This window comes from Mycobacterium sp. 1165178.9 (assembly GCF_001673555.1).
In the GTDB taxonomy this organism is placed as follows: domain Bacteria; phylum Actinomycetota; class Actinomycetes; order Mycobacteriales; family Mycobacteriaceae; genus Mycobacterium.
This window is the reverse complement of the sequence record NZ_LZMB01000043.1, coordinates 1-4,435: the sequence shown is the minus strand read 5'-3', so window position 1 is coordinate 4,435 and position 4,435 is coordinate 1. Positions and strand designations below refer to the sequence as shown.

Here is a 4,435-nt window from a genome sequence, read left to right as displayed (position 1 = left end):
GCCGGGCGCACCGTCGACCGGCTCAAATCCGAGCTGCTGCTGCTGATGGACGGCGTCGAGCGGCTGGAGCACGCTCAGGTACCCCTGCGCGTGAAGGGGCACGACGGGTGGATCGCGTTGCGCCGGGCCGTCGCGGCCGCGCAGCGCAAAAGCGAGCTGCGGGGCGCGGAAGATCCCGTCGACGCCGTGGTGTGCGCCTACGTGGCCTTGTACGCGCAGCGCAAGCCGGGGGATGTGACGATCTACGGCGATCTCGACACCGGTTACATCGTGACGCCGTCGCTGCCGGTGGATCCGGCCCGCGGTTAGCGATCGGTCAGATCTGCACGGGCCGCTGATCGATGGGTGCGAGCACCTCGATGAGGTCGACCACCGCGCCCTGCGCCGCCGCGCGCGGGTCCCGGCCCTCCACCAGAGCCGACACCACCGATCCATCGACCGCGCAAACCAGGGTGCACACCAGTTCGATGTGCACCGAGCGACCCGAGCGCTCGAGGGCCTCGGCCACCGCTTCGGCGCGCTGGCGCAGGCTGCGCCGCATGGTCTCGCGCAGGGCGGGCAGGCGGATGCACGCGACGTGGCGCTCGTAGCGCGAGATCAGCTGTTCGGTAAGGCCCGGGCCGGATACGTCGCCCACGAGCAGATCGGCCAACACCTCGGCGATGGTCTCCGGTCCCCGGCGCCGCCGCGATAAGGCGCTGACCCGCGACCGCAACTGCGCCACCTCGATCATCGCGATGTGCTCGACGGCGCGCGCGATCAGATCGTCGAGGGAGGAGAAGTAATAGGTCGTGGATGCCAACGGCAATCCGGCACGCCGCGCGACCGCCCGGTGCCGCACCGCTTCGAACCCGCCCTCGGCCAGCAGCTCGGCGGCGGCGCTGACGAGCGCATACCGCCGGCGTTCTCCTTTTGGAGTAACCGCTGCCGTCACGAGTAGCCATCGTGCCAGCCAAAGTGGTACTGCGATGCCATTTCGGCCAAACGGCCAGGGCATAATGGCCCGCATGCCCGACTTGAGCCGACGAGCCCTGCTGGGCCTCGGCGCCAGCGCGGCCGTGGGGGCAGCGGGCGCCTACGGCCTCGACATCCTGTTAGAGCCGCGCACATCTCACGCGATGCCGGTGTCGACGGCCGGCACTCAAGTGCCGTTGGCGCCGCCGTCGAGCCCGCCTCGCGACCCGGCTCCCCCGGCGGCCGCCGCGCCCACCATGGTGACCGGTTCCTTCGTCTCCGCCGCCCGTGGCGGGGTGAACACGAATTGGGCCATCGCGCGTCCGCCGGGCCAGACGAAGCCGCTGCGACCCGTGATCGCGCTGCACGGCAAGGGCAGTGACGCTTCCACCGTGATGGCGGGCGGCGTCGAACACGGTCTCGCACAGGCGGTCGATGCCGGCCTACCGCCGTTCGCGGTGGTCGCCGTCGACGGCGGCGGCGGCTATTGGCACAAACGGTCTTCCGGTGAGGACAGCGGAGCCATGGTTCTCGACGAGCTCGTCCCGCTGCTGAGCAACCAGAATCTGGATACCTCACGGGTGGCGTTCCTGGGCTGGTCGATGGGTGGCTACGGCGCGTTGCTGCTCGGCGGCCGGTTGGGGCCGGCCCGCACCGCGGCCATCTGCGCGGTGAGCCCGGCGCTGTGGATGTCATCGGGCGCAGCCGCACCGGGAGCCTTCGACGGCCCGGACGACTTCGCGGCGAACTCGGTGTTCGGCATGCCCGCGCTGGCCTCGATCCCTGTCCGCGTCGACTGCGGCGACAGCGACCCGTTTTACAGCGCGACAAAGCAGTTCATTGCGCAACTGCCCAATCCACCGGCCGGTGGCTTCTCGCCCGGCGGGCACGACGGGGCATTCTGGAGCTCGCAGTTACCCGCCGAGCTGACCTGGATGGCACCGCTGCTGACGGCGTAACGAGTTACGCTCGCGGAGGTGACGGCACCTTTCGACTGGACCTTCCCGTACGCTTGGCCACGCAAGCCCATCCTGGCGGAAAACGTTGTGTGCACATCGCAACCGCTTGCCGCCCAGGCGGGCCTGCGGATGCTGGCGCAGGGCGGCAACGCGGTGGACGCGGCCATCGCCACGGCCATCACCCTGACGATCGTGGAGCCGGTATCCAATGGCATCGGTTCGGACGCCTTCGCCATCGTGTGGGATGGCAAGCAACTGCACGGACTGAACGCCTCGGGCCGATCGCCTGCGGCATGGACACCGGAATACTTTGGCGGCCAGGGTGTTCCGATGTTTGGCTGGAATGCGGTGACCGTGCCGGGCGCGGTGTCGGCGTGGACCGAACTGCATGCGAAATTCGGCAAGCTGGCGTTCGAGCGGTTGTTCGAGCCCGCAATATTTTACGGCCGCAGCGGATTTCCGGTTTCACCGACGGTCGCGGAGCAATGGGCGGCGCAGGTTCCGCTGTTTGAGAATCAGCCCGGTTTCGCCCAGGCGTTCCTGCCCGGCGGCCGGGCGCCGAGACCCGGCGAGCGATTCAGCTTGCCCGATCATGCTGCGACTCTCGAAGCGATCGCCGCGACCAACGGCGAGGCGTTCTACCGTGGGGAACTGGCCGCCAAGCTCGAGGCACACGCGCTGGACAACGACGGCGCCCTGCGGGCCGGTGACCTGGCGGCTCACCGGGCCGACTGGGTCGGCACGGTCGACGGCTGCTACCGCGGGTACACGGTGCACGAGATCCCGCCCAACGGGCAGGGGATCGTCGCGCTGATCGCCCTGGGCATCCTCGAGCATTTCGAGATGGCCTCGCTCCCGGCGGATTCCGCTGACAGCGTGCACCTGCAGATCGAAGCGGTGAAGCTGGCGTTCGCCGACGCCCAGGCCTACGTCGCCGACATCGAGCACATGCCGTGGGGGCCGGAGCGTCTGTTGGACAAGGAGTATCTGAGGCGGCGCGCGGCGCTGATCGACCGCGGGCGGGCCACGCCCGCAGCCGCCGGGGCCCCGGCGGGCGGCACCGTCTATCTGACCGCGGCCGACGCCGCCGGGATGATGGTGTCGATGATCCAATCGAACTACATGGGGTTCGGTTCGGGCGTGGTGGTGCCGCGCACCGGGATCTCGCTTCAAAACCGGGGTGCGAATTTCGTTGCGGCCCGGGGACATCCGAATGCCGTCGGCCCGAACAAGCGCCCTTACCACACCATCATCCCCGGGTTTGTGACCAAGGACGGCGCCGCGGTGATGAGCTTCGGGGTGATGGGCGGAATGATGCAGCCCCAGGGTCACGTGCAAGTGATGGTGCGCATCGCCGACCATGGGCAGAATCCGCAGGCCGCGTGCGACGGCCCGCGGTTCCGGTGGGTGGAGGGCATGCAGGTCAGCTGCGAAAAGGGTTTCCCGGATTCGACGTTGGACGAGTTGCGCCGGCGCGGACACGATCTAATCGCCGTCGACGACTACAACCAATTCGGCAGCTGTCAGGCGATCTGGCGGCTCGAGGGCGGCTACTTCGCGGCCAGCGATCCGCGCCGCGACGGCCAGGCCGCCGCGTTCTAGACGCGGATCTTCCCGTCGGCCGCCAACTGGGCGATGTCGCGGCGGAAATGACTGCCCGGCAGTCGAATTGAACGTGTTATCTCGTAGGCTTTGGTCCGCGCGGCCGTCAGGTCGGCTCCCGTGCCCACCACCGACAGCACCCGCCCGCCCGACGAGACGATCTCGCCGTCGTCGCGACGCGCCGTTCCGGCGTGCAGTACCCCGTCGACTTCCGCGCCGACGATGACGTCCCCCACCCTGGGGCGTCCGGGGTAGCTCTCCGCCGCCACCACCACCGTCACGGCGGCACCGTCGTGCCAGCGCAGCTCGCCGAAGTCCGCCAATGTGCCACTGCCGGCTGCGTACAACAGCTGCCCGAGCGGCGATTCGAGTAGCGCCAGCACCGCCTGTGTCTCGGGATCACCGAAGCGACAATTGAATTCGACTACAGCGGGTCCGTTCGCCGTAATGGCGAGACCCGCATACAGCAATCCGCTGAACGAGCTTCCACGCGCAACCATCTCGGCCGCAACGGGTTCGACGATGTTGCTGACGACGTCGCGATACATCTCGTCGGGAAGCCATGGGACCGGCGCATATGCACCCATACCGCCGGTATTGGGCCCGGTGTCACCGTCACCGACACGTTTGAAATCCTGCGCCGGCAGCAGAGGCACCACGGTTTCGCCGTCGACAACGCAAAACAGCGACACCTCCGGGCCGTCCAGGTAGGACTCCAACAGCACGGGGTGTCCCGCTTCGAGGAGTCCGGCGGCATGTGCGCGTGCGACACCGCGATCCGCGGTCACCACCACACCCTTACCGGCGGCCAGGCGGTCGTCTTTCACCACCCAGGCCGCGTCCCCCACCGGGGGACCGAACCGGTCCAGGGCGGCGTCCAAATGCGCGGGTGTATCGACGATTTCACTCGACGCGGTGCG

Annotated in this window: 5 protein-coding genes; 3 read left to right on the top strand and 2 right to left on the bottom strand. The window is 68.6% G+C overall.

The annotated features are described in order from the left end of the window. Positions 1-309, top strand: a 309-nt coding sequence (locus tag A5652_RS02375) for a DUF429 domain-containing protein (protein ID WP_156745112.1), incomplete at its 5' end; no start/stop codon positions are given. A gap of 7 nt (positions 310-316) precedes the next feature. Here the strand turns inward: A5652_RS02375 and A5652_RS02370 are convergent. Next, complete coding sequence (locus A5652_RS02370; RefSeq protein ID WP_067346253.1) at positions 317-934, bottom strand: TetR/AcrR family transcriptional regulator; 618 nt, start codon at positions 932-934, stop codon at positions 317-319. 61 nt (positions 935-995) lie between these two features. Between A5652_RS02370 and A5652_RS02365 the strand changes: the two genes are divergently transcribed. Both A5652_RS02365 and A5652_RS02360 read left to right on the top strand, forming a co-directional pair. Further along, the gene (locus A5652_RS02365) at positions 996-1,913 is read left to right on the top strand and encodes an alpha/beta hydrolase-fold protein (protein WP_067346256.1); all 918 of its coding nucleotides are present in this window, start codon (positions 996-998) and stop codon (positions 1,911-1,913) included. Positions 1,914-1,931: 18 nt separating this feature from the next. Further along, the gene (locus A5652_RS02360) at positions 1,932-3,515 is read left to right on the top strand and encodes a gamma-glutamyltransferase family protein (RefSeq protein ID WP_067346251.1); all 1,584 of its coding nucleotides are present in this window, start codon (positions 1,932-1,934) and stop codon (positions 3,513-3,515) included. Here A5652_RS02360 and purD read toward each other — a convergent pair. After that, positions 3,512-4,435: phosphoribosylamine--glycine ligase (gene purD, locus A5652_RS02355; protein WP_067346249.1), on the bottom strand; the 924-nt coding region annotated here is incomplete at its 5' end. The genes A5652_RS02360 and purD overlap by 4 nt on opposite strands.